The sequence below is a fragment of the Rhizobium sp. BK399 genome, assembly GCF_014194695.1.
Classification (GTDB): domain Bacteria; phylum Pseudomonadota; class Alphaproteobacteria; order Rhizobiales; family Rhizobiaceae; genus Rhizobium.
This window is the reverse complement of record NZ_JACIAH010000004.1, coordinates 308482-332196: the sequence shown is the minus strand read 5'-3', so window position 1 is coordinate 332196 and position 23715 is coordinate 308482. Positions and strand designations below refer to the sequence as shown.

Here is a 23715-nt window from a genome sequence, read left to right as displayed (position 1 = left end):
TTGAACAGGATCGGTCATCGCCATGGCAACGTTACATACCCGCTCCGCAGCGCGAATGATGATCGCACCGTCTGTTGTGCTCCTCTTCCTGTGGATGATCGTCCCCCTTGTGATGACGATCTATTTCTCGACGCTGAACTACAATCTGCTCAGCCCGGGGATGGAAACCTTCGTCGGCTTCCTCAATTACAAATACTTCCTGACCGATCCGGCCTTTTTCTCCGCGCTCATCAATACCCTGCTGCTAGTGCTCGGCGTGCTCCTGATCACCGTCGTGGGCGGCATCGCGTTCGCGCTGCTTCTAAATCAGGATATCTACGGGCAGGGCATCGTTCGCATCCTGGTGATCGCTCCCTTCTTCGTCATGCCGACAGTTGCCGCGCTGGTGTGGAAGAACATGTTCATGAACCCGGTCAACGGGCTCTTCGCGCATCTCGCCAAGGCGCTTGGAATGCAGCCCTATGACTGGCTTGCCAATGCACCACTCTTTTCGATCATTCTAATCGTCGCCTGGCAATGGCTGCCGTTTGCCACGCTTATCATGCTGACCGCCCTGCAATCGCTGGACGAAGAGCAGCAGGAAGCCGCCGAGATGGATGGCGCCGGCGTCGTTTCGAAGTTCATCTACATCATCCTGCCGCACATGGCCCGCGCGATCACGGTCGTCATCCTAATCCAGACGATCTTCCTGCTCTCGGTGTTCGCCGAAATCCTGGTCACCACCAATGGCGGGCCGGGCACGCAGAGCACGAACCTCACCTATCTGGTCTATGTGCAGGCGCTCCTGCAATTCGATATCGGCGGCGCTTCGGCGGGCGGTATCGTGGCGGTCATCCTCGCCAATATCGTTGCGATCTTCCTCGTACGCCTCGTCGGCAAGAATCTGGAGGCTTGAGATGGCTAGAAAAGTCACAACCCAGCGCAAGGTCGTCATGACCGCCATCGCCTGGACGCTCGGCATCCTGATATTCTTCCCGATCCTCTGGACGTTCCTGACGAGCTTCAAGACGGAAGCTGATGCTATCGCCTCGCCACCGCAGTTCCTGTTCTTCCACTGGACGACGGAGAGCTATTCGGAAGTACAGAGCCGCTCCAACTATCTCAGCCACTTCATGAATTCGGTGATCATCTCCTTTGGCTCGACGCTGATCGGCCTGATCATCGCCATTCCGGCTGCCTGGGCGATGGCGTTCTCGCCGACGAAGCGGACCAAGGACGTCCTGATGTGGATGTTGTCGACGAAGATGATGCCGCCGGTCGGCGCCCTCATCCCGATCTATCTGATGTTCCGCAATTCCGGACTCCTCGATAGCCGCACCGGCCTTGTCATCATCCTCACACTGATCAATCTGCCGATCATCGTCTGGATGCTTTACACCTACTTCAAGGAAATTCCCGGCGAGATCCTCGAAGCTGCCCGCATGGACGGCGCCTCGCTTGCCAAGGAGATCATCTACGTGCTGACGCCGATGGCAGTGCCCGGCATCGCCTCGACACTGCTCCTGAACATCATCCTGGCCTGGAACGAAGCCTTCTGGACATTGAACCTCAGTGCCTCGAAAGCGGCGCCGTTGACGGCGTTCATCGCTTCCTACTCCAGCCCCGAAGGCTTGTTCTATGCCAAGCTTTCGGCAGCTTCGACCATGGCGATCGCCCCGATCCTGATCCTCGGCTGGTTCTCGCAAAAACAACTCGTCCGCGGCCTGACCTTCGGCGCGGTGAAATAAGATATCAGGGAGAGAAACATGGGCAGCATTACCCTTCAGAAAGTCTCGAAGGTCTTCGGCGAAGCCAAGGTCATCCCGTCGATCGACCTCGACATCAAGGACGGTGAGTTCGTCGTCTTCGTCGGTCCCTCGGGCTGCGGCAAGTCCACGCTTCTCCGCCTCATTGCAGGTCTTGAAGACGTGTCTGACGGCAAGATCGTCATCGACGGCAAGGATGCAACCGAGAAAGCTCCGTCGGAGCGTGGGCTGGCAATGGTGTTCCAATCCTATGCGCTTTATCCGCATATGAGCGTGCGCAACAACATCGCGTTTCCGCTGAAGATGGCCAACGTCGACAAGGCGGAAATTGACCGAAAGGTCGCTGATGCCGCACGGGTCTTGAATCTGACGGACTATCTCGAACGCAAGCCGCGCCAGCTCTCGGGCGGTCAGCGCCAGCGCGTAGCAATCGGTCGTGCGATCGTGCGCCAGCCGTCGGCCTTCCTCTTTGACGAGCCGCTGTCGAACCTCGATGCGGCGTTGCGCGTCAACATGCGCCTTGAGATCAGCGAACTGCATCAGCAGCTCAAGACGACGATGATCTACGTCACTCACGACCAGGTCGAGGCCATGACCATGGCCGACAAGATCGTGGTGCTGAACCGCGGCAACATCGAACAGGTCGGTTCGCCACTGGAGCTCTATCACAAGCCGCGAAACCTCTTCGTCGCGGGCTTCATCGGCTCGCCGAAGATGAACATCGTCAAAGGCCAGTATGCCGCGCAGCTTGGCGCGAACACGATCGGCGTGCGGCCCGAGCACGTGCTGCTGTCGATGGAGACTGGCGACTGGAAGGGCAAGGTCATGGTTGCCGAGCATCTCGGCGCCGACACCTTCCTGCATGTCGATGTCGAGGGTATCGGCCACGTCACAGCGCGCGGCGGTGGCGATTTCCCGGCCAAGGCTGGGGACATCGTTTATCTGACGCCCGACAAGACGCGGATCCACAAATTCAACGAAGGTGGCCTCACCATCTGAGAGTATTGGTGCCGGGTTGGGGAAAAGAGCGCGCGCCGGACAAATGCCCGGCATGCCGATATCGGGATCGCAGCCGATCCCGAAGACCTTCAAGAGGACTGAAACATGACGTGCAAACTATCGCTGGCAACGCTTTCCGAGGCGGCAAAGACGGCCGCCGTACCGACCTATGAGCGGGCGTCGCTGAAAGCGGGCATCGTGCACTTCGGCGTGGGCAACTTCCACCGCGCTCACCAGGCGATCTACCTCGACGACCTCTTCAATCAGGGCCAGGATCACGATTGGGCGATCATCGGCGCGGGTATTCTTCCTTCCGACGCGGCAATGCGCGAAAAGCTCGCCGCCCAGGACTTCCTGACGACCGTCGTCGAGCAGGACAACAACAAGACGGCCGCGCGCGTTACCGCTCCAATGATCGACATTCTGCCTGTTGGCGATGCCAAGACGATCATCGCCAAGCTCGCCGATCCAACGATCCGTATCGTTTCGATGACGATCACCGAAGGCGGCTATTTCATCGACGCGTCCGGCAAGTTCAATCCGGGTCATCCGGCAATCGCTGCGGACGGCCAGAACCCTTCCGAGCCGAAGACCGTCTTCGGTCTTGTTGTCGCGGGCCTCAAGGCGCGCAAGGAAAAGGGCATCGTGCCTTTCACCGTCATGTCCTGCGACAACATTCCGCATAACGGCGTCGTCACGTCGAATGCCGTCGTTGGTACAGCACGCCTGTCAGATCCTGCCTTTGCCGACTGGATCAAGGCGAACGTCGCATTCCCGAATGCCATGGTGGACCGCATCACGCCGGCGACAGGCCAGCGTGAAATCGATTTGTTGAAGGATGTCTTCAGCATCGAGGATAACTGGCCGGTCTATTGCGAAGAGTTCAAGCAGTGGGTGCTGGAAGACAAGTTCACCGCCGGACGACCGGCGCTGGAGAAGGTCGGTGTGACCTTTGTTCCCGATGTGACGCCCTATGAACATATGAAGATCCGCATCCTCAATGGCGGCCACGCAGCGATTGCCTATCCGGCAGCGCTGATGGACATCCACTTCGTCCACGACTCGATGGAGGATTCGCTGATTCGGGCATTCCTGGCCAAGCTCGAGAAGGACGAGATTATCCCGATCGTTCCGCCGGTCCCGAATACCTCGCTGACCGACTATTTTGCGCTGATCGAGCATCGCCTTCTCAATCCGAAGATCGCCGACACCATCCCGCGCCTGGCGCAGGATGGATCAAACCGGCAGCCAAAGTTCATTTTGCCGTCCACGCTCGACAACCTCAACCAGGGCCGGGATGTCGTCGGGCTGGCGCTCGTGTCGGCGCTGTGGTGCCGCTATTTCGCGGGCAAGACCGACAGCGGCAAGGACATCGTCTTCAACGACGCCAGCGCCGATCGCCTGCATGCGGCCGCACTGAAAGCCAAGAGCGATCCAATGGCCTTCCTCGCCTTCGACGACATCTTCGGCGAGGTGTCGAAATCAGAACTGTTCCGCAAGCGTTTTGCCCACGCGCTGAAAACGCTGTGGGAAAAAGGCACGCGCGAAACCCTGCAGCTTTATCTCGACAACAAGCTTGCTGTGTAAGGTCTAGTGGCGGCATTCTTGCCGCCGCGTCCGCCAAGTCCGGCGGCTGGAACTTTCCTGCACCAATTGCGAATGGGTCTGCCATGGCAGAGGCTGAAACACGGCTGGTCATCTTCGATTGCGACGGCGTTCTCGTCGATAGCGAACCGATATCGGTCAGCGTTCTTGTCAAGGCGATGAACGATCTCAACATCCCGATCACCGAGGAAGAGGTCTACGGCCGCTTCCTCGGACGCAGTCTGGCGACGGTGATCGAGACGATGAAGACCGAATACAACGTCCACCCGGGCCAGGAATTCCTCGAGCAGATTCGCACAGATCTCTACGCCCGCTTTCGCAAGGAGCTGAAACCGATGGACGGGATCGCCGAGACGATCGACACTCTCGGTATTCCGTGCTGCGTCGCCTCTTCCAGCCAGGTCGAGCGCATCCGTCTGTCGCTGACGGTCACCGGTTTGATCGATCGGTTGCCGAATATCTTCAGTGCAACGATGGTCAAGAACGGCAAACCGGCCCCGGACCTGTTCCTGCATGCGGCGCGTGAAATGAATGTCGATCCGGCAGGTTGCGTCGTGGTCGAAGACAGCCCCGCCGGGATAGAGGCGGCCAAGGCCGCAGGCATGAGGGTGTTTGCCTTCACCGGTGGTTCACACGCCAATTTTTCCGGCTATCGCGCTGAACTTGACCGGCTTTCGCCCGAAGCCGTGTTTGACGCGATGCCGGAATTGATACACCTTGTCCGCAAACATAAGCAGGACGGGATGCACCTTTAATGCCTCAGCATGTGGTTGCGGTCGATATCGGCACGGGCAGTGCGCGCGCCGGCGTCTTCGACGCTCGCGGCGCGCTACTGGGCAAGGCCGAACACCCGATCATCATGAACCGACCGCGTGAAAACCACGCCGAGCACGATTCCGAAGACATCTGGTCGGCAGTCTGCATTGCTGTGCGCAAGGCAATGGAGCAATCGGGGGCTGCGCCGGCATCGGTCGGCGCTATTGGCTTCGACGCCACCTGCTCGCTCGTCGTGCGCGATGTCGACGGCAATCAGATCAGTGTTTCGACCGGCGGCGAACGGCGTTTCGACACCATCGTCTGGCTCGACCACCGGGCACTGAGGGAGGCCGATTTCTGCACGGCGACGCAGCATCCGGTGCTGGAGCACTCAGGCCATTTCATGTCCCCGGAAATGGAAATGCCGAAGCTGATGTGGCTGAAGAAGAAGTTGCCCGGCACTTGGATGAACACCGGCTATCTCTTCGATCTGGCGGATTTCATGACCTGGAAGGCGACAGGTGCTTTGGCCCGCTCGCGTTGCACGTTGACAGCCAAATGGAACTACCTGGCGCATCTCAACAAAGGTTGGCAGAAGGACTTTCTCGAGCAGATCGGGCTCGACGACCTGCTGGAACGCGGACGGCTGCCGGAGGAAACGGTGGCGGTTGGCAAGAGTGTCGGGACCCTGACGCAGGAGGCCGCCTCGGCGCTGGGATTGACGACGGCGTGCCACGTTTCCTCGGGCATGATCGATGCCTATGCCGGAGCACTCGGCACACTCGGCGGCGAGGCGCGCGATGCCCGCGGGCTAGAGCGCCAGCTGGCCCTGATCGCTGGCACGTCGAGTTGCATCGTCTCGTTCTCGCGCGAGCGCAAGCCAAGCCACGGCATGTGGGGCCCGTACTACGAAGCAGTCTTTCCAGAAACCTGGCTGGTCGAAGCAGGGCAATCGGCGACGGGCGCGCTGCTCGACCATATCGTACGGATGCACGCGGCCGGCGGCGAGCCGAGCGCGGCATTGCACCAGAAGATCGTCCTTAGGATCGCGCAGCTCCGCGCCGACGAGGGGGACGAATTCGGTGCGCGGATCTTCGTCCTGCCGGATTTTCACGGCAACCGCTCGCCGCTCGCTGACCCGCATGCCGTCGGCGCGGTAAGCGGCCTGACCTTGGACACCTCCTTCGACGGGCTCTGCGCGCTGTATTGGCGTACCGCAGTGGGGATAGCGCTCGGGATACGCCACATCCTGGAGCGGATGAAAGAGTACGGCTATGTGCCGGACACCCTGCATGTCGCCGGCGGCCATGTGAAAAATTCGGTGCTGATGGAGCTCTATTCGGATGCCACCGGTTGCAAGGTCGTGGTGCCTAAGATGAACGAGGCGGTGCTCCTTGGCACGGCGATGGCGGCTTCCGTGGCGTGTGGCCTCTATGCTGATCTCGCAGAAGCGGGAGCGGCGATGTATCCCGGCGGCGAAGAGCGGCTGCCGGATGCAGCAAAGCAGGCGCTTTACGACCGCGATTATCGCAGGTTACTTGCCATGTATCGTCACCGCGCCGAGCTGGAGGCGATGGAGTAGGGCCAATCGGTCGCCTCGGTCTGACCGGACAACCCTATCGGAGGCCCGATCTAGCGGTTTCCGCTTTCGCCCAGCATGCTGCCAAATTCCACCATGCGGCGGGTGCGGGCGCTCGCTTCGTCGCCTGCGGCAGCAATGACGGTTTCCGACAAGCAGTCGAGCAAGGCCATCAATGGCGGCAGGTTGTCGGCGTCCTCGGAGCGGGCGGGCGGAAGGGCCAGCACGAGATTGGCCTGATCTGGTATCCAGTTGGCTCCTTGTGCGGTAACCAGAATGACCTTGTATCCGTAGCGCCGTGCCGTGCGGGCGAGCAGGCGGGCCTTGCCGAAACGGCGGCTATCAATCACCACGAGCAGGGCATCATTGCCATCGAGCCGTGCGAAGAGCTCGGCGAAGCGGCTGCCCGTACCATCAAGCGCATGCACGCCATCGCGTGCATATGTCAATCGCTGGGCGAAGTGTGATGCGAAACCGGACAGGCGCGCATGCGAAGCGATAAAGACCTCATGAGCGGCTGAGATCATCGAAACAGCTTCGGTCCACTGCGGCTGGCCGGTCAGGTGGTAGATGTGGTGCAATGCCTGAATCTGTTCGGAGACGAGTACGGCGAGCGGCTTGCCGGCGGTAGCATCGGTTTGCAGCTCAGTGAGAGATGCCTGCATCTGCGTCGGCGAGATGGCCGTTGTCTCACGGATGTGGACCTTGACGCTGTCGAGTCCCTGATAGCCGAGCGCGCGCAGAAAGCGGCCCACTGTCATTGGGCTGAGATCCAGGCGATCGGCAACCGAAGCGGCTGTTTCGAACGGCAGATCGTTCAGGTGTTCGGAGAAGTACTTCGCGATTCGTCGCTCGGCCGGGGTGCCGGACTTGGCATATTGGCGGAGCTTTTGAACAAAATCTTCCACGTCAGCCGTCCAGATCTTCCGAAGCAATTCCCGGATAAGCAGGGCAACCCCCGTCGCTTGCAACTATTCCGAAAGCTGCGTCTCAGGATAAAGCAATCTTAGATGATAAATTACTATATATTAACATAGGTTTCCCGACAAGTTTTGGGGCGATCGGCCGGATTTATTTCAGCCTTGCCGTTCAAACTTCAGATTCCTACATGGTTATTGCAACCGGAGACCCCAGGATGATCTTAGAGGCCGCTCGACTATCCCTTGTCAATCTTTTTGCAGCGGAGACACGTTCAGTCTTTTGGAAGGTCCTGGGTTTGACTCTTTTGGTGCTCGTAGGGCTTTGGCTAGCATTGCGAAGTGCTTTTATGTCATTCGTTTTCCCGTGGGTTGCGAGCTTCTTTCCGGCCATGCCAGATTGGGCCGGGTGGCTGGGCTTCGTGTTTGCGATCGCAGCCGGGATTGGACTGGCGCTCGGGTTGGCCCTGTTGCTATCCCCGGTAACGGCGCTGATTGCCGGGCTGTTTCTCGACGACGTAGCCGAGGTTATCGAAAAGCGGGACTATCCCTCGGACCCGGCCGGCACCGCGATGCCGCTCGGTCCGGCTCTCGCAAGTTCCATCAAGTTTCTCGGCATTGTCATCGTCGGCAATGTCGTCGCGCTTTTTCTGCTGTTTGTGCCGGGCGTCAACCTGATTGCCTTCTTTCTCGTCAATGGTTACCTGCTCGGCCGCGAATTCTTCGAGTTTGCGGCGATGCGGTTCCGCTCACCGCAGGAGGCGCGGTCGTTCCGGGCGAAGCATGCGGCGACGGTGTTTCTCGCGGGGCTCGTCATTGCGGCGTTCCTTGCCATCCCGATCGTCAATCTGCTGACGCCGCTGTTCGCTGCCGGACTAATGGTGCACCTGCATAAGCTGATCTCCCGCGAGGATGCGGGCTTTCGCGGCTAGGTCAGGTTGGCAGGGCTGAGGCGTCGTACATTGCAGCGTATTCGGCACTCGGCGGTATCGGCTTGATGATGTCGATCAGAACCCCGTTCGGGTCGGCCGTGATAAAGTGTCTCTGTCCGAAATCCTCGTCGCAGATCGGCTTCAGGATCGGCAACTTCGCCTCTCCGCAGGCCGCATAGATAGCGTCGATATCGTCTACTTCGAAATTGAGAAGCAGTCCGGAGACCTTGCCGCGTGCGATCTCCGGGATCGTCTCATGGCTGCCGTCGAGGATTGCGAGGATGACGTGCTCGTCGTCCATCGACTGCAGGTGAATGTACCAATCGCTTTCGAAAAGCGCCTTGAAGCGGAAATGGCCGATGTAGAAGCGAGCTGTCTCGTGGACCCGGTCAGTCATGATTACGGGATAGTAGCTGGTCGATTTCATCTCTTTTCCCTCTGCTCGTTTTTTCATACAATCTGCATGTTTTGTAATTAACATACGTGCAGATTGTATGTAAAGAGATTCCTATGAGCAGAAGCAATCGCGAGCGCACTGAACAGACGAAACAGGCTTTGCTCGACGCCGCGCGCCGCTTGTTCGTGGAGAAAGGTTATGGCGATACGGCGACGCCAGATATCGTCGCCGCCGCGGGGGTGACGCGCGGCGCGCTCTATCATCACTTCGAGGACAAGAAGGCACTGTTTCGAGCGGTGGTCGAACGGGAAGCCGCAGCGGTTGCTGAGGCGATCGAAGCGCGCACCTCCGGTGATCTGACGCCCCGTCAGGCATTGCTCGAGGGCGGCTCTGCATATTTCGATGCATTGGCGGACGAAGGGCGAACGAAACTGCTCCTGCTGGAGGCACCCGCCGTCCTTGGCCTTCGCGATGCAGGCGTCATCGACGAGGAGAACGCTGAAGCCACGCTCCAACGGGGCCTCGAAGCATATCTTCCAGGCGGAGGCCCCGTGCTGCAGCCGATCGCGCGGCTTCTTTCGGCCGCCTTCGACCGCGCCGCGATCGCAATCGCAGCCGGTGAGGAACGCAGCGAGTATGAGCAGGCGATTGCCGCCTTACTCGACGGCCTCTCCTATAACCTGTCGCGGTAACTCGACCAACGCCGCCGGCACATCGCACGTCTTCTCGGGCGACTTGCAGATGTCGGCAATCACGCAACGTTCACATTCCGGCTTGCGCGCCTTGCAGGTATAGCGGCCGTGCAAGATCAGCCAGTGGTGGGCATGATAGAGGTAGTGCTTCGGCACCACCTTCATCAGGCGTTCCTCTACCTCGTCAGGCGTCTTGCCCGGTGCCAGCTTGATGCGGTTGGCGATCCGAAAGATGTGGGTGTCCACCGCCATCGTTGCCTGGCCGAAGGCCATGGAGAGCACGACATTGGCGGTCTTGCGACCGACGCCAGGTAGTGTCATCAGTTCGTCGCGCGTTTGCGGCACGACGCCGCCGAATTTGTCGACCAGCAGTTGCGATAGAGCGATGACGTTCTTCGCCTTGTTGCGGTAGAGCCCGATCGTCTTGATGTAATCGCGTACTCTTTCCTCCCCGAGCGCCAGCATTTTTTCAGGCGTGTCAGCGATCTTGAACAGGGCGCGCGTCGCCTTGTTGACGCCCGCATCTGTCGCCTGGGCGGAGAGGGCCACGGCAACGACCAGCGTGAAGGGATTGGTGTGCTCCAGTTCGCCCTTCGGCTCCGGCCGCTGGATGGAGAAGCGGCGGAAGATCTCCTCGCGCTCAGCCTCGGAATAGGCCGAACGGACCGTGGCCGGCTTCTTGCGGCGAATGATCACTTTTGAGTTCTGCGGCGATGTGGCTGATGATTTGAGTTTCGGAGTTGGCATGTAAAATCTATACTTGCCAGCCATGATGGAAAGCAACGCCGATAGGGCCAACGAACAACCTGTTTTTGCTGCCGAGCTTTTTCCGTACCGGTCGCTCGGTCGCAAAGGCTTCAAAGTGTTGCTGCTTTTGACCGGCGCCGTGTGCTTGATGTACGGCATGTTCTTCGTCGCGACTGGCGCTTGGCCGATCGGCTTCTTTTTTGGGCTGGATTTCCTGCTGCTCTACGGCGCCTTCTGGCTGAACTACCGTGCCGGCCGTGCGCGGGAGGAAGTGACGGTGTCGCGGAGCGATATCTCGGTGCGCAAGTTCGCGCCCTCCGGGCGGATGGTCGAACATCATTTCAATCCCTTCTGGACGCGCTTCTTCGTTCGCCGGCATCAGGAAATCGGCATCCTTTCCATGCATATAACAGGCGAAGGAAAGGGCACGGATATCGGTTCTTTCCTGAACCCTGACGACCGCGAGAGCTTTGCCAAGGCCTTCAAAGGCGCGCTTGCCACCGTCAAGCAACGGATTTGATCGACGCGCAAGAAACGGGTGGTTTGCGGGCGGCCACTTGACTATCTCCTTGGTGTAAGGAGAAAGATCATGAACATGGTAGCCAAGCTGAACACCGATATCACCCCTGACGGTTCCGACTACGAGACGGTACGCCGGGTGATCGAACTCATCACCGAGGACTACCGCGATCAGCCGTCCCTCGAAACGATGGCGGCGCGGCTCAACCAATCGCCGACGCAGCTGCAAAAGACGTTTACCCGCTGGGCCGGTCTGTCTCCAAAGGCTTTCCTGCAGGCGGTCACGCTCGACCATGCGAAGCGGCTGCTCCGCGAGGAAGCAATGCCTCTGCTGGAGACCTCTATCGAAGTCGGGCTTTCCGGCCCAAGCCGCCTGCATGATCTCTTCGTCACGCATGAGGCGATGTCGCCCGGAGAGTGGAAGGCGAAAGGCGGCGGGTTGACGATCCGCTATGGCTTCCATGCGTCGCCATTCGGCGTTGCGCTTGTGATGGCAACCGACCGGGGTCTCGCGGGACTTGCCTTCAGCGATCTCGGAGACGAGGCGGCCTGCCTTGACGACATGACGTGCCGTTGGCCGAACGCTAGTTATGTCGAGGATACAGAGGCAACGGCGCCTTATGCAGAGCGAATATTCGAGCCGGGCCGCTGGACCTGCGATCAGCCGTTGCGAGTCGTCCTGATCGGCACCGATTTCCAGGTGCAGGTTTGGGAAAGCTTGCTGAAGATCCCCTTCGGCAGAGCCGTGACCTACAGTGATATCGCCAATGACATCGGCCGGCCGAAGGCAATGCGCGCCGTCGGCGCAGCGGTTGGCGCAAACCCGATTTCCTTCGTGGTTCCCTGCCACCGCGCACTCGGCAAGAGCGGGGCTTTGACGGGGTATCACTGGGGCCTCACGCGCAAGCGGGCGATGCTGGGCTGGGAGGCGGCGCACGCGTGACCGCAGTCACGCATCCATCCAAGCTGTGGATACGTTACCTCCCCTGAGAGTCCCGCCATCAAAAACTCAGGAATCACCGGTTTGATTCCGAGCTGGGGCTCGAGGAGGCGGAAATGAACTCTGGAGAAAAGCCATGCAAGATCGCGGGCATTGCCGTTGGCCTGCTCGCGCTATCGCTCGTTCCAGCCTGGGCGGGCTGCAAGTCGGCGATGAGTAGTCCGCAATGGCCGGAGGTCGCGCGAGCGATATCGACCGCGCAGCTATGCGAGCAGCTTCCCGTGGGGCCCAATCGAACCAGCGGCTTCAAGGTTGTGTCCGCAGATGTCTGTTCGACGGGAGCCAATCTCGCATCCGTGAAGGCAACGGCGCTTTTGACCTGCGAGACCGGTAACAATGCGCTCTTTCAGATGGCACCGGTGGAGGGCAAGGTCGTCGCCACGGTCTCGCTCGATGTGGGAGCGTGCAAGATCACGGACACCCACATAGAGATCGATGGCGAGATCGGAAGCCTCCTGTCGGAGCTACCGGACACCCAGGATTTTGCGCGGAACTGGGCGCAATCGCAATTGTCGCGTCTCTGCCAGTTGCAATAACGGCCTGCTCTGGAAGCCGCTAAGATGCTTCCGCCAGGGCCAACAGCGCCTTGGCGGCGCTCTCGTCCGTGATGAGGGTATTGCAGCCGATGCGTTTGATCGTCGCCCGGATAGCCACGGCGCGATGCGCACCGCCCGATGACAGCACGATGTGCTTGGCCTTCTTCAAAGTATCGAGGTCCACAGACATGACGCGGCTGTTGATCGAGTGATCGATCGTGTTGCCGCCCTGGTCGAGGAAGTTGAACATCGTATCGCAGACGCAGCCGGCGTCGATGAGTTGTTGCAGCTCCGCTTTGGAGATCCAGCCTTCCGATAGAGAGGTGGAATGCGGGCCGATATCGCCGCAGCTGACGATCGCGAGATCAAGCGTTTCGGCCAGACGATAGATCGTATCGAGCCCGCATTTCTCGATGAGGTTCCGCTTGGTCTCCGTCGAATCCACCAGCAGCGGGGCGAGGAACATGTAGCACTCCGCCCCGAGCTGGCTTGCCAGCCGCCAGGTGTAGTCGATCGGGTTCGTCTGGTGGACAGCGACGACTCCGCCGAGCAGCGAGACGACCTTGCAATTGTCGCGGCGGGGCGGCCGGAAGCTGGAGAGCGAGGCTGTCATCGTGCGCCCCCAGCCGACGCCAATCGTGTAATTGTCAGGAATGGCTTCGGAGAGGAACTGGCCGAGCGCCAAGCCGACGCTCTTTGCCATTGAATTGGCGTCAGGGCTTGCCGGCGCCGGCACAACAATCGCCTCATCGAGACCATAGGTACGTTCGAGCTTGACGGACAATTCGACGCAGTCGCCGATCGAGTCGTTGATCCAGATCTGAACTTCGCTGCGCTTCATCGCCTCGTCGAGCAGGCGGATCACCGTCGTGCGGCTGATGCCGAGTTGTTCGGCGACATCCTTCTGGGTCAGGCCCTGGTTGTAATAGAGCCAGGCCGCACGCAGCCTGAGAGAGGAGGCCTCGGAATAGGCAGTGTGCGTGCCGCGTTTGAGCTTGACCACATCTCCTCCGGAGCGAAATGCGCCCTAGATCTACCATTAAGCCAGGACAGGTTCGGTGTTGCGCCTGATAATGACGGGTGTGACACTTATGTCAATTGAAATGCACAAATGTCCTTGACATATCTAGGTGGTAGTAGCGATAGTCGCCGCGAAGAAGTCGCCCTTATGCGTCCGAGGAGGTAAGGTGCAACTGTCCCTCACGTTGCAGTTCGTTTGAGCAAGACGAGCGCAGCCCGATGTGCAGCATACTGACCGCTTGTTCGTAGATTATTTTGCCGGTCGAATAGGCGCCGGCTCGCAGCTCAAGTCAAAAGGACCAGTAACCATGACATCCAAGCTTGACCAACTCCGCGAAATGACCACCGTCGTTGCCGATTCCGGTGACATCGAAGCTGTTGCCCGTCTGAAGCCGGTTGATTGCACGACGAACCCAAGCATCGTCCTCAAAGCACTGGGCACGCCGATGTTTGCAGACACGGTCAAGGAAGCCGTTGCCTGGGGCAAGAAGCAGGGCGGCAATCCAGAGGCCGTTTCCGCAGCCGTTGCCGATCGTCTCGCGATCTCCGTCGGTGCTGCGCTCGTCAAACTCGTTCCGGGTCGCGTCTCGACTGAAGTCGATGCGGACCTTTCCTTCGATACCGAAGCATCGCTTGCCAAGGCACGTTCGATCATCGCTGCCTACAAGGAACGCGGTATCGAGCGTGACCGCATCCTCATCAAGTTGGCTTCGACTTGGGAAGGCATTCGTGCGGCCGAGATCCTGCAGAAAGAAGGCATCGACTGCAACTTGACGCTTCTCTTCTCGAAGGCCCAGGCGATCGCCTGCGCCGACGCCAAGGTGTTCCTGATCTCGCCGTTCGTCGGCCGTATCCTCGACTGGTACAAGAAGTCGACCGGCAAGGAGTTCACGCCCGAGGAAGATCCGGGCGTCATTTCCGTTCGCGACATCTACAACTACTACAAGGCCAACGACATCAAGACGATCGTCATGGGCGCGTCGTTCCGCAGCGCCGGCGAAATCGAAGCCTTGGCCGGTTGCGATCGCTTGACGATTGCGCCGAACCTCCTCGACGAACTCTCCAAGGACCAGGGTAAGCTCGAGCGTAAGCTCTCGCCTGACGTGACGAAGCCTGCTCCCAAGATCACCGTCGACGAAAAGACCTTCCGCTGGATGATGAACGAAGACGCGATGGCGACCGAAAAGCTTGCTGAAGGCATCCGTGCCTTCGCCAAAGACCTCGGTACGCTGCGTGGTAATGTTCAGAAGGAACTGCAGCTCGCAGCCGCTTAAGGTTGTCGGGCGAACTAAACTGAAAGGGCGGCGCCGATGGCGCCGCCCTTTTTGTTTCATATCGACCAGATGCGCTTGGCATTGGCCTGATAGAACTTATCGCGCTCCTCCGGGCTGCAGCCTGCAGTCAGAGCATGGGTGGCCGCGACCCAGGGTGTCAGCCCGCCACCCAGCGTGCAGACCGGCCAGTCGCTTCCCCAGACGACACGATCCCAGCCAAAGCTTCCGATCGTATGCTCGACATAGGGGCGCAGGCTGTCGACCGACCATTTTTCAAGATCACCATACGCGACGACGCCGGAGACCTTTGCGGTTACGTTCGGGCGCCGGGAAAAATCCGTGACACCCTTGCGCCAGACTTCGTTCATGCCCTCCTTGATCGGCGGATTGGCACAATGGTCGAGAATGAAGCGAACGTCCGGGCAATGATCGACAAGTGCGAGGATGGTTTCGAATTGATGCGGGAAGACGCAGAGGTCGAACGTCATGCGGGTGCCGGAGAGGCGCCGGACGTTCTCGCGAAACAGCGGTCGGGCGGCCGTATCGTCGGGTGCTACATGCAGGACGCGGCGGAACCCCTTGATGAAGGGATCGGCGAGCGATCGCTCGAGATACGCCTCGAACCCGTCTTCCTCCGGTCGGCATGCGGCGATGACGCCGCGCACGAGGCTACCTGGACGACGGCTGACCTCATTGACGTAGCTCGTCTCATCATCGATGCGGGTGGGTGCGACATCCACCTCCATGTGCAGGACGTTGGAGATCCCACATCGCATCGCATCGCGTGCATAGTCTTCGTAGAGACTATCTCGATTGAGATCTCCGGCGCTCGAAAGCCAGGGATAGTCAAGCGCCTGCCGATCGACGATGTGCAGGTGTGTGTCGAAAAGCATGCTGTTCCTCCCACTGCATGATAACTGCCGCAGACATAAGCATATCGGTCGGGCGGCGTTCCGCGACCAGATTTGTCATGCCCGGCGACATGAGATTGATTAGGCTTCCTCCGGCGTGCAACTCTGCTCCACCCAGGTTGACGCCAATCTGAATATATTGTTTGCATATGAATGAACGCGTCGCAAGCGCTGGATTCTTTGGGAGGACGTATGAGCCACGGTCTGGAAGGCAAGAAGGTCGTCATCACGGCGGCAGGGCAGGGCATTGGTCGAGCGAGCGCAGAGCGTTTCCTGTCGCTCGGCGCGCATGTCTATGCGACTGATATCAACGAGAAGACGCTGTCCACGCTTGAGGGCGCCGAGAAGCACATTCTTAACGTACTCGATGGCGACGCTGTCCGAGCCTTCGCGACCGAGATTGGCCCGGTTGACGTTCTCTTCAATTGCGCCGGCTTCGTTCATGCCGGCACAATCCTGGATTGCGAGGAAAAGGACTGGGATTTCTCCTTCAACCTCAATGCCAAGGCGATGTATACGACCTGCCGTACTTTTCTTCCGGGCATGCTGGAGAAAGGCAAAGGGTCGATCGTCAACATGGCTTCGGTTGCTTCCAGCGTGAAGGGTGTTCCCAATCGCTTCGCCTACAGTGCATCGAAGGCTGCCGTCATCGGGCTCACGAAGTCGATCGCTTCGGATTTTGTGGCGAAGGGCATTCGCGCCAACGCCATCTGCCCCGGCACGGTGGATAGCCCGTCGCTGCACGATCGCTTGCGTGCCACGGGCGATTACGACAAGGCACTGAAGGATTTCATCGCTCGCCAGCCGATGGGACGCATTGCGACACCGGAAGAGATCGCTGCCCTTGTGACCTATCTTTCTGGCGACGAGGCAGGCTTTACGACCGGTCAGATCCATGTCGTCGATGGGGGCTGGACTGGCTGAGGCCATATTGCTCGCGCTGCCATCAAGCTGATATCAAAGGCAATCTTGCAGTACGCGCGCTCGCCTAAGAAGACGTGTGCGACCGGGGAAGTCACGGAATGGGGCAGGTTCGCAAACACATGGTCTTTGTCGTCGCCGTGGCCGCCGGGCTGGTGACGTTTCTGCTTTTGACCAGCCGGGAGGTCAATCCGCAAAACCTGATCGTCGCCTGGAACGTCAGTGCCATCGTTTTTACCGCGCTGACCTGGCGGCGAATGTTGCGCGCGAGTGTCGCGAGCATCCGCAAACGCGCTGAGGACCTCGATATTTCGGACGTCGTCCTGCTGGCGTTGTCAATTTTGGCTGCCGTCGCCAGTATCGCCGGCATCGCGCTCGAGTTGCACTTCGCCAAGGAAGCGGGACCGAGCGAAGCGTTGGCCCGGGCGCTGGTGGCGATCGTCACCATCCTGAATTCCTGGTTCTTCCTGCACACGCTCTTCACCGTTCACTACGCGCACCGCTACTATGGCGGTTCCCACAAAGGCGATGGACTGAAGTTTCCGGAGAGCACGAAAGAGCCGATCTATTGGGATTTTCTCTATTATTCCTTCACGATCGGCGTTGCCTCGCAGACGGCGGATGTCGCGACGACATCGGTGACGATGCGGAAGCTGACGCTGCTGCATTCCATACTGTCGTTTCTGTTCAACACGACGATCCTGGCGCTAGCCATCAATGTTGGGGCGAGTCTGCTCTAACCCCTTTGGCTGCGTGGAGGGGCGCACGGATTTGGGGTAGAAAGCAATCTCCTTCCCCAAAGGTTGCCGTCATGGAAGCGTTGCCGCGTCAGAGATTGTTGGTGCTTGCCGGCTGCGACGACGCTCGGCTTGACGATCTCGAGCAACGGCAGATCATCGGTCCCGGCGTGCATGGATACTCACTCAGCGATGTCAGTAGGCTCCGCCTGATCCTTGCTCTGCAGGACGCGGGCATCGGCCCTGACATTCTGGCGGAAGGGCTAAGAAGAAAAATCTTCTCGTTCGAATTCGCCAGTCAAGTGATGTTCGAACCGGTAAGCATGACGAGCGCATCGGTAGCAGACGAAGTGGCGGCTGGAACCGTCGACCTCGATACGTTGAACGGTCTCAGGGCCAGCGCAAGCTTGCCGCCGTTGTCGGCGGAGCGCTCACTTCGCGAGGACGATTTGGAGTTCGTCCGGCTTATCGCCGAATGCATGCAGCTTGGCGCCTCGGCTGCGGGAATGGAGCGTGTCTTGCGCGTCTTTGGGCATTCGGTCCGGCGCTGCGTCGAGACGATGCGCGACCTCTTCCGGGCCGAAGTCGAAGAGCCAATGCTGAATGCCGGCCTGAGTTACCATCACCTTCTGGAGATCTCCGCGGCCAAGCGTCTTGCTCTTCAGCGGATCGGCTTTCGGGTGCTCTTCCTGTTGCAACGACGAATGCTTGAAGAGGCTGTCTTCGACAATATCGTTGGCAGGCTCCAGGATGCATTGCGCGAACATGGTCTGGAGCCGGAGGACGAAGACAGCTTGCCAGCAGTCGCTTTTGCCGATCTGTCGGGGTTCACCGGATTGACGCATGAGATCGGTGATGCACCCGCCGCCGAGAAGGCCGCTCGTTTCGAGGCGATCGCGCAACGGCTTTCTTGCTCATTCGATGGACGGATCGTCAAGCCTTTGGGCGATGGAGTCATGATGCTCTTCCCCGACGCGGCTTCGGCAGTCGAGGCATCGCTATCCTTGGTGGAGCAAAGCCGTGAATGCGATCTTCCGCCTGTGCGGGTCGGTGTCGCGACGGGCCAGGTGGTACCGCGCGATGGCGATATTTTCGGGAGGACGGTCAATCTCGCGGCACGCGTTTCCGCAGTTGCCGGGCCGTCTCAAACTCTTGTCTGCCTGAATACGCGTACTGCCGCCGAAGCGGCAGTACGCGGTCTCGCCTTCCAGGGTCTGGGAGCTGTGTCCCTGAAAGGCTTCAAGGACTCTGTGCCTCTGTTTGCTGCCCAACGCAGAACGTGAGGCTAAAGCACAGCATTGCCGGCCATCAGCGCCAGAACCAGGAAGATCAGGAAGATCACCAGCGCGATGCCGAAAAGAACGCGCGCAATTGTCGCCGTCGCGGCCGATATGCCGGAGAAGCCGAAGAAACCGGCAATCAGCGAAATAACGAAGAATATAAGAGCCCATTTAAGCATGGATTTTTTCCTCTTTGTTCATCGCTTAGATGACGCAGCGCGAGGAAATTTGTTCCATACGCTCTTTTCCGCAATCCGCGGGTGCAGGTTGCGGATGCAGCGGAGGGCTTGTGGCGACGCCCTCGAGGAGCGTCGCCATTCCGTATGGGTCGTTACATCAGGCCCAATTGCTTGTAGAAACCAAGGGCATCGTAATAATCCGACTGCTGCTTGATCGCGTTGTTCTCGATGACGAAGACGGAGGCGCCGTCGAAGGAGAAGGACTTGTCAGTCGCCTTGGTCCCATCCGCCCAGGCGCCGCTGTTCTTTCCTGAAAAGGTCCACTCGAAGGAGACCTTGTTTCCGCTGACGATCGGGTCGCCACGCATCACCCATTTCAAGTCTGGTACCGCCGCCATGAAGCTGTCGATCACGGCAGCCTTGGCTTCTGCTTTGCCGACTGTCGGTTTGCCGACGGATGCGTCGTAGTAGCTGACCTTCTCATCGAAGTAGGAAGCGGCCTTGGTGGCATCATGCGCGTTCCATGCGGCGAGATACTGTTGGACGACCTCAAGCGGCGTCTGCTCGGCGGCATAGACCGGTGCGCCGCCAAACGTCGAGGCGAGGCATATGCCGCCAAAGGCGGCAAGAATGGTACGGCGTTTCATGTGGACTCCCCTTTGTACATTGTTCTGTTTTTGAATTGCGGCCGGACCGTCTGCCCAGCCGCGCGGATCAACCGTGGTTGATCATGACGTGGCGGACGGCCGTGTAGTCTTCCAACGCGTAGACCGACATGTCCTTGCCATAGCCGGACTGCTTTAAGCCGCCATGCGGCATCTCGTTGGTGAGCATGAAGTGAGTGTTGATCCAGGTGCAGCCATATTGCAGGCGGGCTGCCATCTTCATGCCGCGGCTGATGTCCTTGGTCCAGACCGACGAAGCGAGGCCGTAGTCGCTGTCGTTGGCCCAGGTGACGGCATCCTCGACTTCGGTGAAGCGGGTAACCGAGACGACGGGGCCGAAGACCTCGCGGCGAACAATTTCATCGTCCTGCGTGGCGCCGGCGATAACGGTCGGCGTGTAGAAGAAACCCTTGTCGCCGGAGGTCTTGCCGCCGGTGGTGATTTCCATGTGCTTGTGCTCGGATGCACGGGCAACGAAACTTTCGACGCGGTCACGCTGGCGTTTGGAGATCAGCGGGCCGATCTCGTTTTCAGTGTCATCAGCCTGGTTGAACTTGATCGAGGAGACGGCCGAGGAGAGGTCGGCGACGAACTTGTCGTAGACCTTCGCGTCGGCATAGATGCGGCAGGCGGCGGTGCAATCCTGGCCGGCATTGTAGTAGCCGAAGGTGCGGATGCCTGCGACCACGGCATCGATATCGGCGTCGGCGAAGACGATGACTGGGGCCTTGCCGCCGAGTTCCAGGTGGGTGCGCTTCACGGTTTTGGCGGCTGCCTGAAGCACCTTCTTACCGGTTGCGACGTCGCCCGTGATCGAGACCATCGAGATCTTCGGGTGGTTGATCAGCGCGTTGCCGACGCTTTCGCCGCGGCCGAGGATGACGTTGACGACGCCCTCCGGCAGGATTTCGGAGAGCAGCTTCGCCATCTTCAGCGCCGTCAGCGGCGTCTGCTCCGAAGGCTTGAAGACGACGGTGTTGCCACCGGCGATCGCCGGCGCCAGCTTCCAGGCCATCATCATCAGCGGGTAGTTCCAGGGCGCGATCGACCCGACGATGCCGACGGCATCGCGGCGGATCATCGAGGTGTGGCCGGGCAGGTACTCGCCGGCGACCGGGCCGTGCAGGTTGCGCACCGCGCCGGCGAAGAAGCGATAACAATCGACGATCGCGGGGATTTCGTCATTGAGCACGGCATTGATCGGCTTGCCACAGTTCAGTGCTTCGAGGGCTGCGAAGCCTGCGGCGTCCTTCTCGATCGCATCGGCGATCTTTAGGAGGTAGTTGGAGCGTTCGCCCGGCGTCGTCTGCGACCATTGCTTGAACGCGGCTTCCGCCGCGTCCACGGCGGCGTCGATCTGGCCAAGCGAGGCTTCCGGCAGGTCAAGCACTGTTTCACCCGTCTTCGGGTTCAGGATGTGCTCTTCCGTTTCCGTACCCGCTTCGAAGCGGGACCCAATCAGCATCGCGGTGTCCATTTTGTTCTCCCTTGTCTTTGAGGGGCGGGATGGGGGTTATCCCGCTTCCTGTTTATTTGCCGGCTCCGGCGACCTGGTCGCCGTCGCGAGTGAGGTAGTAGGCTGCCAGGATCGGCAGGAAGGTGACGAGCACGACGACCATCGCGACCACGTTGGTAACAGGGCGCTGGCGCGGGCGGATGAGTTCCTCGAGCATCCAGATCGGCAGCGTCGATTGCTGGCCGCCGGTGAAGGTGGTGACGATGACCTCGTCGAAGGACAGCGCGAAGGCGAGCATACCGCCGGCCAGAAGCGCCGTGCCAATGTTCGGAAGGATGACGTGCCGGAAGGTCTGGAAGCCATCGGCACCAAGATCCATCGACGCTTCGATCAGGGATCCCGAGGTGCGGCGGAAGCGGGCGACGGCGTTGTTGTAGACGACGACGACGCAGAAGGTCGCGTGGCCAAGCACGATCGTCCAGACCGAGAACGGGATGTCGAACAGGCTGAAGGCGGAGCGCAGCGCAATGCCGGTGATGATACCGGGGAGCGCGATCGGCAGGATGACCAGCAGCGAGATCGCTTCACGGCCAAAGAACTTCGTCTGGCTGACAGCGGCGGCGCAAAGCGTGCCGAGCACCAGCGCGATCGATGTGGCGATCACCGCGACCTGCACCGACAGTCCGAGCGCTGCCCAGACATCCGGGCGGTTCCAGGCGATCCCGAACCACTGCGTCGTCAGGCCCGGTGGCGGCCATTGATAGCTCTTCTCTTCTGTCGTGAAGGCGTAGACGAAGATCAGGAGGATCGGCAGGTGCAGGAAGAGCAGGCCGCCGCCGGCGGCGATCTTCAGGAGCAGCGGCGAACGCTGTGAGCGGTCAGAGCGCATCGAAGGCCCCCTGTTTCTTGGCTAGCCAGAGATAGATGGCCATGATGACGATTGGGACGACGGAGAAGGCGGCGGCGAGCGGGACGTTGCCAGCCGTGCCTTGTTGCGCATAGACCGCCTGGCCGATGAAGAGACGCGACGAGCCGATGATCTGCGGAATGATGTAGTCGCCTAGTGTCAGCGAGAAGGTGAAGATCGAGCCGGCGACGATGCCGGGCAACGCCAGCGGGAACAGCACCGTGCGGAAGGTCTGGCTCGGGGTGGCGCCGAGATCGGACGAGGCCTCGATGAGGTTGCCGGGCACGCGTTCGAGTGCAGCCTGTGTCGGCAGGATCATGTAGGGCAGCCAGACATAGACGAAGACGAGAAATGTGCCGAGATAGCTGACCGACAGCGAATTGCCGCCGACCACAGGAAGGTTGAGGACGCCGTCGAGCAGCCAGGACAGATACAGCTTGTCGAAGATCCAGGTCAGGATGCCTTCCTTCGCGAGGATGAGTTTCCAGGCGTAGATCTTCACGAGATAGCTGGACCAGAGCGGCAGCATCACACCGAGATAGAACAGCGCCTTCCATTTGCCCTGCGCATAGCGGGCTGCATAATAGGCGATCGGAAAGGCGACGACGGCTGAGGCCAGCGTCACCAGCGCCGCCATGATGATCGTGCGGATGATGATGTCGAAATTCGTCGGGCTGAGGAGCTGCGCGTAAGTCGCCAGCGTGAACTCATAGTTCACCAGGCCGGAGAAATCGTCGATCGAGAAGAAGCTCTGCAGGAGCAGCGCAATCAGCGAGCCGATATAGATGATGCCGAGCCACAGCAGGGGCGGCGTGAGCATCAAGAAAAGCAGCAGCTTCGGGTGCCGCCAGAAGGCGTCGGACAGCCCGCCGAAGAAACCGCCGCGACCGGGTAGGATCGAGGTTTCGCGCAGTTCGGCCGGCTTCGTCAGTGCAATGGCGGTCATGCTGCGTTATCCATGTAGTGCACGTCGACCCGCTGCCAGGCGAGGCGGACGTTCGCGCCGACATCAGGCACGTTGGCGCCGGCGGGCAGCATCACGTGCAGGCGCGTGCCTTTGGCGGCGACCGTCAGACGGGTTGCGGCCCCCAGGAAGCTTGCATTTTCGACGCGCGCCTCGACACCTTCGTCCGCGACATGGATCGCTTCGGGACGGAGGCTCGCCCAGCGTTTTTCGCCGCCGAGCGCGGTCATCAGGTCGGGCGCAATGACATTGGAGGAGCCGACAAAATCGGCGACGAAACGAGTTTTCGGGCGGCGATAGATATCGTGCGGCGTGCCCTCCTGGACGATGCCTCCATTGTTAAAGACGGCGACGCGGTCGGCCATCGACAGCGCCTCACCCTGATCGTGGGTGACGAAGATGAAGGTGATGCCGAGCGCACGCTGCAGGCTCTTCAGCTCCTCCTGCATCTGCTCGCGCAGCTTCAGGTCGAGCGCGCCTAGCGGTTCGTCGAGGAGGAGCACCTTCGGCTTGTTGACAAGAGCGCGGGCGAGCGCAACGCGTTGCCGCTGGCCACCGGACAGTTGACCGGGCTTGCGTGCGCCATAGCCGGGAAGCTTCACCAGCTCCAGCGCCTGTTCGGCGGCTTTGGTGCGTTCGGCCTTACCGACGCCCTTGACCATCAGGCCGTAGGCGACATTGTCGAGGATATTGAGGTGCGGGAACAGCGCGTAGTCCTGGAAGACGGTGTTGACGTTGCGGCGATAGGGCGGAATGCCCTCGGCCGTTTCGCCAAAGATTTCGATGTGGCCGCCCGTCGGCTGTTCGAAGCCGGCGATCAGGCGCAGGCAAGTGGTTTTGCCGGAACCGGATGGGCCAAGCATGGCGAAGAATTCGCCCGGCGCAATTTCGAGATCGACGCCATCGACGGCGCGGACCTGGCCAAAATGGCGCGAGACCTTTTGGAAACGGACGGCGGGGGTCATGGTAAGCTCCGG

The 23715-nt window shown here is 60.0% G+C and carries 26 protein-coding genes; 15 read left to right on the top strand and 11 right to left on the bottom strand.

Translation table 11 applies throughout. The features are described from left to right. Positions 1-22: 22 nt before the first annotated feature. The 6 genes from FHT97_RS12360 to FHT97_RS12335 all read left to right on the top strand — a co-directional run bounded on the left by FHT97_RS12360 (position 23) and on the right by FHT97_RS12335 (position 6687). Positions 23-895 carry a sugar ABC transporter permease gene (locus FHT97_RS12360; protein ID WP_016556940.1) on the top strand — a complete coding sequence of 291 codons (873 nt, stop codon included), beginning with the start codon at positions 23-25 and terminating at the stop codon, positions 893-895. A gap of 1 nt (position 896) precedes the next feature. Next, positions 897-1727 (top strand): carbohydrate ABC transporter permease, encoded by an 831-nt coding sequence (locus tag FHT97_RS12355; RefSeq protein WP_016556941.1) that lies wholly within the window; start codon positions 897-899, stop codon positions 1725-1727. 18 nt (positions 1728-1745) lie between these two features. Continuing rightward, positions 1746-2744 (top strand): ABC transporter ATP-binding protein, encoded by a 999-nt coding sequence (locus tag FHT97_RS12350; RefSeq protein WP_183862478.1) that lies wholly within the window; start codon positions 1746-1748, stop codon positions 2742-2744. A 105-nt stretch (positions 2745-2849) separates the two neighbouring features. Beyond that, on the top strand, positions 2850-4331 hold the full coding sequence (locus FHT97_RS12345) for a mannitol dehydrogenase family protein (protein ID WP_183862476.1): 1482 nt from the start codon (positions 2850-2852) through the stop codon (positions 4329-4331). A gap of 83 nt (positions 4332-4414) precedes the next feature. Continuing rightward, positions 4415-5104, top strand: a complete 690-nt coding sequence (locus FHT97_RS12340) for an HAD family hydrolase (RefSeq protein WP_183862474.1) — start codon at positions 4415-4417, stop codon at positions 5102-5104. Continuing rightward, positions 5104-6687: an FGGY-family carbohydrate kinase gene (locus tag FHT97_RS12335; protein WP_183862472.1), complete on the top strand. Its 1584-nt coding sequence runs from the start codon at positions 5104-5106 to the stop codon at positions 6685-6687. The genes FHT97_RS12340 and FHT97_RS12335 overlap by 1 nt, the downstream gene beginning before the upstream one ends. A 50-nt stretch (positions 6688-6737) precedes the next feature. On the opposite strand, the gene FHT97_RS12330 is transcribed toward FHT97_RS12335, so the two are convergent. Continuing rightward, complete coding sequence (locus FHT97_RS12330; RefSeq protein WP_183862470.1) at positions 6738-7592, bottom strand: MurR/RpiR family transcriptional regulator; 855 nt, start codon at positions 7590-7592, stop codon at positions 6738-6740. Between the two features lie 227 nt (positions 7593-7819). Between FHT97_RS12330 and FHT97_RS12325 the strand changes: the two genes are divergently transcribed. Then, a complete protein-coding gene (locus FHT97_RS12325) occupies positions 7820-8533 on the top strand; it encodes a sulfate transporter family protein (protein WP_183755926.1) in 714 nt (237 codons plus the stop codon). Position 8534: 1 nt separating this feature from the next. Here the strand turns inward: FHT97_RS12325 and FHT97_RS12320 are convergent, their stop codons facing one another. Beyond that, the gene (locus FHT97_RS12320; protein WP_183862468.1) at positions 8535-8960 is read right to left on the bottom strand and encodes a VOC family protein; all 426 of its coding nucleotides are present in this window, start codon (positions 8958-8960) and stop codon (positions 8535-8537) included. A gap of 83 nt (positions 8961-9043) precedes the next feature. Here FHT97_RS12320 and FHT97_RS12315 point away from each other — a divergent pair, with 83 nt between their 5' ends. Then, positions 9044-9622 carry a TetR family transcriptional regulator gene (locus tag FHT97_RS12315; protein WP_183862466.1) on the top strand — a complete coding sequence of 193 codons (579 nt, stop codon included), beginning with the start codon at positions 9044-9046 and terminating at the stop codon, positions 9620-9622. On the opposite strand, the gene nth is transcribed toward FHT97_RS12315, so the two are convergent. Further along, positions 9587-10369 (bottom strand): endonuclease III, encoded by a 783-nt coding sequence (gene nth / locus FHT97_RS12310; protein WP_183862465.1) that lies wholly within the window; start codon positions 10367-10369, stop codon positions 9587-9589. The two genes, FHT97_RS12315 and nth, sit on opposite strands and share 36 nt — an antisense overlap. Positions 10370-10391: 22 nt before the next feature. On the opposite strand from nth, the gene FHT97_RS12305 reads away from it, so the two are divergent. The 3 genes from FHT97_RS12305 to FHT97_RS12295 all read left to right on the top strand — a co-directional run bounded on the left by FHT97_RS12305 (position 10392) and on the right by FHT97_RS12295 (position 12424). Beyond that, positions 10392-10889 (top strand): DUF2244 domain-containing protein, encoded by a 498-nt coding sequence (locus tag FHT97_RS12305; protein WP_016556951.1) that lies wholly within the window; start codon positions 10392-10394, stop codon positions 10887-10889. A 69-nt stretch (positions 10890-10958) separates the two neighbouring features. Beyond that, entirely contained in the window at positions 10959-11831 is an 873-nt protein-coding gene (locus FHT97_RS12300) for a bifunctional helix-turn-helix domain-containing protein/methylated-DNA--[protein]-cysteine S-methyltransferase (protein ID WP_183862463.1), read from the top strand. Between the two features lie 113 nt (positions 11832-11944). Further along, a complete protein-coding gene (locus FHT97_RS12295) occupies positions 11945-12424 on the top strand; it encodes a hypothetical protein (RefSeq protein ID WP_183862461.1) in 480 nt (159 codons plus the stop codon). A gap of 19 nt (positions 12425-12443) precedes the next feature. Here FHT97_RS12295 and FHT97_RS12290 read toward each other — a convergent pair whose 3' ends face one another. Further along, entirely contained in the window at positions 12444-13427 is a 984-nt protein-coding gene (locus tag FHT97_RS12290) for a sugar-binding transcriptional regulator (RefSeq protein ID WP_183862460.1), read from the bottom strand. Between the two features lie 325 nt (positions 13428-13752). On the opposite strand from FHT97_RS12290, the gene tal reads away from it, so the two are divergent. After that, a complete protein-coding gene (tal, locus tag FHT97_RS12285; protein WP_016556954.1) occupies positions 13753-14718 on the top strand; it encodes a transaldolase in 966 nt (321 codons plus the stop codon). Between the two features lie 56 nt (positions 14719-14774). Here the strand turns inward: tal and FHT97_RS12280 are convergent, their stop codons facing one another. Beyond that, the gene (locus tag FHT97_RS12280; protein WP_183862458.1) at positions 14775-15611 is read right to left on the bottom strand and encodes an amidohydrolase; all 837 of its coding nucleotides are present in this window, start codon (positions 15609-15611) and stop codon (positions 14775-14777) included. Positions 15612-15821: 210 nt separating this feature from the next. On the opposite strand from FHT97_RS12280, the gene FHT97_RS12275 reads away from it, so the two are divergent. The 3 genes from FHT97_RS12275 to FHT97_RS12265 all read left to right on the top strand — a co-directional run bounded on the left by FHT97_RS12275 (position 15822) and on the right by FHT97_RS12265 (position 18570). Next, positions 15822-16553, top strand: a complete 732-nt coding sequence (locus tag FHT97_RS12275; protein WP_183862456.1) for an SDR family oxidoreductase — start codon at positions 15822-15824, stop codon at positions 16551-16553. Positions 16554-16651: 98 nt separating this feature from the next. Then, positions 16652-17290, top strand: coding sequence for a DUF1345 domain-containing protein (locus FHT97_RS12270; RefSeq protein ID WP_246712609.1), 639 nt, complete (start codon positions 16652-16654; stop codon positions 17288-17290). 71 nt (positions 17291-17361) lie between these two features. Continuing rightward, complete coding sequence (locus tag FHT97_RS12265; protein ID WP_183862454.1) at positions 17362-18570, top strand: adenylate/guanylate cyclase domain-containing protein; 1209 nt, start codon at positions 17362-17364, stop codon at positions 18568-18570. A gap of 2 nt (positions 18571-18572) precedes the next feature. Here the strand turns inward: FHT97_RS12265 and FHT97_RS12260 are convergent, their stop codons facing one another. From FHT97_RS12260 to FHT97_RS12235, 6 genes are all read right to left on the bottom strand, one after another. Continuing rightward, complete coding sequence (locus FHT97_RS12260) at positions 18573-18746, bottom strand: DUF1328 domain-containing protein (protein ID WP_183862452.1); 174 nt, start codon at positions 18744-18746, stop codon at positions 18573-18575. Between the two features lie 152 nt (positions 18747-18898). Continuing rightward, positions 18899-19393: an ester cyclase gene (locus tag FHT97_RS12255; protein WP_183862450.1), complete on the bottom strand. Its 495-nt coding sequence runs from the start codon at positions 19391-19393 to the stop codon at positions 18899-18901. A 67-nt stretch (positions 19394-19460) separates the two neighbouring features. After that, positions 19461-20888, bottom strand: a complete 1428-nt coding sequence (locus FHT97_RS12250) for a gamma-aminobutyraldehyde dehydrogenase (RefSeq protein ID WP_183862448.1) — start codon at positions 20886-20888, stop codon at positions 19461-19463. A 52-nt stretch (positions 20889-20940) separates the two neighbouring features. After that, positions 20941-21756, bottom strand: coding sequence for an ABC transporter permease (locus FHT97_RS12245; protein ID WP_183862446.1), 816 nt, complete (start codon positions 21754-21756; stop codon positions 20941-20943). Next, entirely contained in the window at positions 21746-22720 is a 975-nt protein-coding gene (locus FHT97_RS12240) for an ABC transporter permease (protein WP_183862444.1), read from the bottom strand. The genes FHT97_RS12245 and FHT97_RS12240 overlap by 11 nt, the downstream gene beginning before the upstream one ends. Then, complete coding sequence (locus tag FHT97_RS12235) at positions 22717-23703, bottom strand: ABC transporter ATP-binding protein (RefSeq protein ID WP_183862443.1); 987 nt, start codon at positions 23701-23703, stop codon at positions 22717-22719. Before FHT97_RS12235 ends, FHT97_RS12240 begins: the two co-directional genes overlap by 4 nt. Positions 23704-23715: the final 12 nt, after the last annotated feature.

Excerpts from the sequence above, each read along its gene's own strand:
- FHT97_RS12240 (WP_183862444.1), bottom strand. The coding sequence starts at position 22,720 with ATGACCGCCATTGCACTGACGAAGCCGGCCGAACTGCGCGAAACCTCG.
- FHT97_RS12315 (WP_183862466.1), top strand. The coding sequence starts at position 9,044 with ATGAGCAGAAGCAATCGCGAGCGCACTGAACAGACGAAACAGGCTTTG.
- FHT97_RS12260 (WP_183862452.1), bottom strand. The coding sequence starts at position 18,746 with ATGCTTAAATGGGCTCTTATATTCTTCGTTATTTCGCTGATTGCCGGT.
- FHT97_RS12280 (WP_183862458.1), bottom strand. The coding sequence starts at position 15,611 with ATGCTTTTCGACACACACCTGCACATCGTCGATCGGCAGGCGCTTGAC.
- FHT97_RS12345 (WP_183862476.1), top strand. The coding sequence starts at position 2,850 with ATGACGTGCAAACTATCGCTGGCAACGCTTTCCGAGGCGGCAAAGACG.
- FHT97_RS12340 (WP_183862474.1), top strand. The coding sequence starts at position 4,415 with ATGGCAGAGGCTGAAACACGGCTGGTCATCTTCGATTGCGACGGCGTT.
- FHT97_RS12355 (WP_016556941.1), top strand. The coding sequence starts at position 897 with ATGGCTAGAAAAGTCACAACCCAGCGCAAGGTCGTCATGACCGCCATC.
- FHT97_RS12320 (WP_183862468.1), bottom strand. The coding sequence starts at position 8,960 with ATGAAATCGACCAGCTACTATCCCGTAATCATGACTGACCGGGTCCAC.
- FHT97_RS12245 (WP_183862446.1), bottom strand. The coding sequence starts at position 21,756 with ATGCGCTCTGACCGCTCACAGCGTTCGCCGCTGCTCCTGAAGATCGCC.
- FHT97_RS12270 (WP_246712609.1), top strand. The coding sequence starts at position 16,652 with ATGGGGCAGGTTCGCAAACACATGGTCTTTGTCGTCGCCGTGGCCGCC.
- FHT97_RS12235 (WP_183862443.1), bottom strand. The coding sequence starts at position 23,703 with ATGACCCCCGCCGTCCGTTTCCAAAAGGTCTCGCGCCATTTTGGCCAG.
- FHT97_RS12250 (WP_183862448.1), bottom strand. The coding sequence starts at position 20,888 with ATGGACACCGCGATGCTGATTGGGTCCCGCTTCGAAGCGGGTACGGAA.
- FHT97_RS12305 (WP_016556951.1), top strand. The coding sequence starts at position 10,392 with ATGATGGAAAGCAACGCCGATAGGGCCAACGAACAACCTGTTTTTGCT.
- FHT97_RS12335 (WP_183862472.1), top strand. The coding sequence starts at position 5,104 with ATGCCTCAGCATGTGGTTGCGGTCGATATCGGCACGGGCAGTGCGCGC.
- FHT97_RS12275 (WP_183862456.1), top strand. The coding sequence starts at position 15,822 with ATGAGCCACGGTCTGGAAGGCAAGAAGGTCGTCATCACGGCGGCAGGG.
- FHT97_RS12325 (WP_183755926.1), top strand. The coding sequence starts at position 7,820 with ATGATCTTAGAGGCCGCTCGACTATCCCTTGTCAATCTTTTTGCAGCG.
- nth (WP_183862465.1), bottom strand. The coding sequence starts at position 10,369 with ATGCCAACTCCGAAACTCAAATCATCAGCCACATCGCCGCAGAACTCA.
- FHT97_RS12300 (WP_183862463.1), top strand. The coding sequence starts at position 10,959 with ATGAACATGGTAGCCAAGCTGAACACCGATATCACCCCTGACGGTTCC.
- FHT97_RS12265 (WP_183862454.1), top strand. The coding sequence starts at position 17,362 with ATGGAAGCGTTGCCGCGTCAGAGATTGTTGGTGCTTGCCGGCTGCGAC.
- FHT97_RS12255 (WP_183862450.1), bottom strand. The coding sequence starts at position 19,393 with ATGAAACGCCGTACCATTCTTGCCGCCTTTGGCGGCATATGCCTCGCC.
- FHT97_RS12360 (WP_016556940.1), top strand. The coding sequence starts at position 23 with ATGGCAACGTTACATACCCGCTCCGCAGCGCGAATGATGATCGCACCG.
- FHT97_RS12295 (WP_183862461.1), top strand. The coding sequence starts at position 11,945 with ATGAACTCTGGAGAAAAGCCATGCAAGATCGCGGGCATTGCCGTTGGC.
- FHT97_RS12350 (WP_183862478.1), top strand. The coding sequence starts at position 1,746 with ATGGGCAGCATTACCCTTCAGAAAGTCTCGAAGGTCTTCGGCGAAGCC.
- tal (WP_016556954.1), top strand. The coding sequence starts at position 13,753 with ATGACATCCAAGCTTGACCAACTCCGCGAAATGACCACCGTCGTTGCC.